Below are 4000 nucleotides of genomic sequence, written 5' to 3' on the forward strand. Positions count from 1 at the left end.
CTAACGCTGCAAGAAGTTTTTCAACATTTTTGCCTGGGGTTCCATCCTTCTTTGTAAAGAATGCAGACTTCACTAATTTTGCTTCGGTTAAATCAAAGAGATCGCCTTCATCCTCGATGATCTTGTCAGTGAGCAGCGCGATTGCCGCTTCCAGACCTAGGACATCAATATCGAGTGCAGCGCGAGAGCCGATATAGAAAATGCGCTCTCGCAACTGAGCAGGACAGCTGCGCTGATTGGTACAGCGAATATCAACGTCACCTTCGCTTATAGCCTTAAGTTCTGAATTACATTCTGGGCAGCGTGTTGGCATCACGAACTTCTTCTCATTGCCAGTGCGTCTATCTAATACTGGACCAAGAACTTCAGGGATGACATCGCCTGCTTTGCGGATGATGACGGTGTCACCAATCAATAAGCCTTTGCGTTCAATCTCTTCCTGATTGTGCAACGTTGCATTGGTAACGGTAGATCCAGCAACTTTTACCGGCTCCATAAAGGCGAAAGGTGTGACGCGACCTGTACGACCGACGCTGACCTTGATGTCTAATAACTTTGTTGTAACTTCTTCCGGCGGATATTTGTAGGCGATAGCCCACTTGGGTGCTCGTGAGGTGAAGCCAAGTTTGCGTTGTTCGGCAATCGAATCGACTTTGATAACAACGCCATCAATCTCGTGCTCTACATCGTGGCGGTGCTCGTTGTAGTACTGAATAAATTCAATAACTTCTACGCGAGTTTTGCAGACTTTAAATCGTGTAGATGTAGGTAGACCCATCTTTTTCAGCTCGGCATATGCATCAGATTGGTTCTTAAAGATAAGGCCATCGTGAGCACCCACACCGTGGACAACAACGCTCAATGGGCGCGATGCAGTGATGCGCGGATCTTTCTGTCGAAGCGATCCTGCCGCAGAGTTTCGAGGATTAGCAAAGAGTGCCTTGCCTGCTTCTTCGAGCTCTTCATTGAGTTGATTAAAGGCAGCAACTGGGAAGAAGACTTCGCCGCGAACTTCAATTCGTGCGGGAACTTTCTTGCCCGACAAAGAATGAGGAAGACCCTTGATGGTTTTGACGTTGAGGGTGACATCTTCGCCGGTGACGCCATTGCCGCGTGTCAGAGCGCGAACGAGCTGACCATTTTCGTAGAGCAAGTTGATAGCAAGGCCATCTACCTTGAGCTCGCACAAATACTGCGGCGATGGGGATTCCTTCTCTACCCGGTCAAACCATGCATTGAGTTCATCTTCATCGAAGACATTGTCGAGACTCATCATCTTCTCAATGTGATCGTGCTGTGCAAAGGAAGTTGCAAAGCCTCCGCCGACGCCAAGCGACGGTGAATCCGGCTCGAGAAGCTCTGGGTTCGCAGCTTCCAGCGCGCCAAGTTCTTTTAATAATGTATCGAATTGGGCATCGGTAATCGTGGGTGCATCAAGAACGTAATACTTGAATTGATGATCGCGAATCTCTTGAGTTAACTCTGCAATGCGATGACGTGCTTGATTTCTCTCAGACGTACTCATGCCGTCTCACAAATCGTTGCTGATGCCACCACGCGATCGTCGTCATAGACGACCATTGCCTGTCCTGTCGCAAGACCGAGCAGAGGCTCATCCAACTGAGCAGTTAAGAAATCATTGTCATAGGTATACGTTGCTGGAAGCGCTGCGCCATGTGCACGCACCTGAACAAAGCCACGATGTGAACCAGGCGCGATATCTGGACCACACACTATCGCGCGTTCGCCCTTCATTGATGTCACAGCCAAATCTTCTCGTGGTCCTACGACAACTGTGTTGGAGACTGGTTCAATCTTAAGCACAAAGCGAGGTGAGCCATCGGCGGTAGGAACGGTAAGTCCCAAACCTTTGCGCTGGCCAATTGTGTATGTGTAGGCGCCTTTATGGGTGCCCAGCTGATTTCCATCTTGATCGACAATCGGACCATCTTCGCTACCCATACGATCGCGCAGCCAACCCGCATTATCTCCAGATGGAACGAAGCAGATGTCATGGCTATCGGGTTTTTGCGCAACCGCTAAACCGCGTCGTTCGGCTTCGATACGGATATCGACTTTCTCAGTATCGCCCAGAGGAAATATCGCACCGTTAATTTGTTCGCGATTGAGAACTGCTAACACGTAGGACTGATCCTTCAACGGATCGATGGCGCGATGCAAAGTCTTACCTGCTTCGCTTTCGCGAGTGCGTGCATAGTGGCCAGTGATGACGCCATCAAAGCCCATGTTTTTGGCACGATCTAACACTGCAGCGAATTTAATCTTCTCATTACAACGAAGACATGGGTTAGGCGTACGTCCCGCCTTGTACTCGGACATAAAGTTTTCCACGACGTTCTCATGGAACTCTTCGGCCATATCCCAGATATAGAAAGGAATACCGATCACATCGGCAGCACGTCGGGCATCATGGGAATCTTCGATGGTGCAACAGCCACGTGCACCACTGCGGTATTTCTGCGGATTAGATGAGAGCGCCAAGTGCACGCCAATCACATCGTGGCCCTCTTCCACTGCTCGCGCCGCAGCAACTGCGGAATCCACACCACCAGACATCGCTGCTATAAGTTTCATCGTGCACTCCGAGCGCGAGAAACAACCGATGGGAGAGCTGCAATGACCGAATCAACATCGCTCTGTGTTGAAGTTGATCCAAATGAGAACCTGAGAGTCGACATCACTGAATCCTCATCGAGACCCATTGCCTCTAGTACATGGCTGGGACGATGAACGCCTGCAGTGCATGCAGCGCCGGTCGAACAAGAAATCTTCTCGCCATCGAGAAGTAAAAGAAGGGTTTCGTTGAGTGCACCAGGAATAGTGACGCTAGAGATACCTGGAAGGCGATCTGCATCGGCACCATTGATATGCGCATCGGGAACAACATGCGCAATGCCACGTTCAAAAGAATGGCGAAGTGCAGCAACATCATGTAATGAATAGTTGCTCTGCGAAATCGCTGTTGCCAAAGCGACGATGGAAGGAGCGTTGACTGTGCCACTGCGGATTTCGCGCTCTTGTCCCCCGCCGTGAATAAGGGCTGGAATATCTATTCCGCGTCGTAGCACGAGAACGCCCACGCCAATCGGCCCACCGACCTTGTGACCGCTTAAGGATGCTGCAAAGAGACCGAGATCTTTAAATGAGAATGAAACTTTGCCCCATGATTGAATCGCATCAGAATGCACGGGAATGTCACCAGCGATTTCAACGACATCTGCGATTGGCTGAAGGACGCCTGTCTCGTTATTGCTATGCATGACCGAAATCAGCGCAATTGAGTCACCATGCTCATCAATCAGAAGTTGCAGGGCATCTAATGAGATAACGCCATCTTCTGTGACAGGGATTGTGACGTGTTGCGCACCTTGATGATCAGCTAGCCACTGTGCGGGTTCTAGAACTGCTTGATGCTCGATTGAACAGGTAATGATGACGGGGCGCACCTTCTCAACATTTCGCTGCCAATAAATTCCCTTGATTGCGATGTTATTGGCTTCAGTGCCAGAGCCAGTAAAAATAATTTCGCTGGGAGCACATCCAATGTGCTTTGCCAAAACATCGCGCGCGTCCTCAACATATTTGCGTACGGCGCGACCATCTGCATGAAGCGATGAAGGGTTCCCGATAATTGCTAGAGCATTGGACATCGCTGCGATTGCCGCAGGGTTCATCGGCGTTGTAGCCGCATGATCGATGTAGATGCTCACGAGAGCAGTCTAGTTTGAAGAAAAGAGTTAGGCCTTACGTGCCTTAACCCCTTCGGTTGCGGCAGGAAGCACGGTGAAAAGGTCGCCGACTACGCCGAAATCCGCGATTTCAAAGAGTGGAGCCTCCGGGTCCTTATTGATCACAACAATTGTCTTGGAAGTCTGCATACCGGCGCGGTGTTGAATCGCACCAGAGATTCCACATGCAACGTACAAAGCTGGGCTGACAGTCTTACCTGTCTGACCAACTTGATGTGAATGTGGATACC

At 50.1% G+C, this 4000-nt stretch carries 4 protein-coding genes; all 4 read right to left on the minus strand.

The window, feature by feature from the left end; all coding sequences use genetic code 11:
- Positions 1-1525, minus strand: a 1525-nt coding sequence (ligA, locus tag ACKOVI_RS00370) for an NAD-dependent DNA ligase LigA (protein WP_509601701.1), incomplete at its 3' end; no start/stop codon positions are given.
- Positions 1522-2595 carry a tRNA 2-thiouridine(34) synthase MnmA gene (gene mnmA, locus ACKOVI_RS00375; protein ID WP_509601703.1) on the minus strand — a complete coding sequence of 358 codons (1074 nt, stop codon included), beginning with the start codon at positions 2593-2595 and terminating at the stop codon, positions 1522-1524. The genes ligA and mnmA, both read right to left, overlap by 4 nt.
- Complete coding sequence (locus tag ACKOVI_RS00380; RefSeq protein WP_509601706.1) at positions 2592-3731, minus strand: cysteine desulfurase family protein; 1140 nt, start codon at positions 3729-3731, stop codon at positions 2592-2594. Before ACKOVI_RS00380 ends, mnmA begins: the two co-directional genes overlap by 4 nt.
- A gap of 27 nt (positions 3732-3758) precedes the next feature.
- Positions 3759-4000, minus strand: a 242-nt coding sequence (locus ACKOVI_RS00385; RefSeq protein ID WP_509601708.1) for an electron transfer flavoprotein subunit alpha/FixB family protein, incomplete at its 5' end; no start/stop codon positions are given.

The organism is Candidatus Planktophila sp. (assembly GCF_046070465.1).
In the GTDB taxonomy this organism is placed as follows: Bacteria; Actinomycetota; Actinomycetes; order Nanopelagicales; family Nanopelagicaceae; genus Planktophila.

What these genes read in the sequence shown, in the direction of transcription:
- mnmA (WP_509601703.1), bottom strand. Translation starts at nt 2,595, where the DNA reads ATGAAACTTATAGCAGCGATGTCTGGTGGTGTGGATTCCGCAGTTGCT.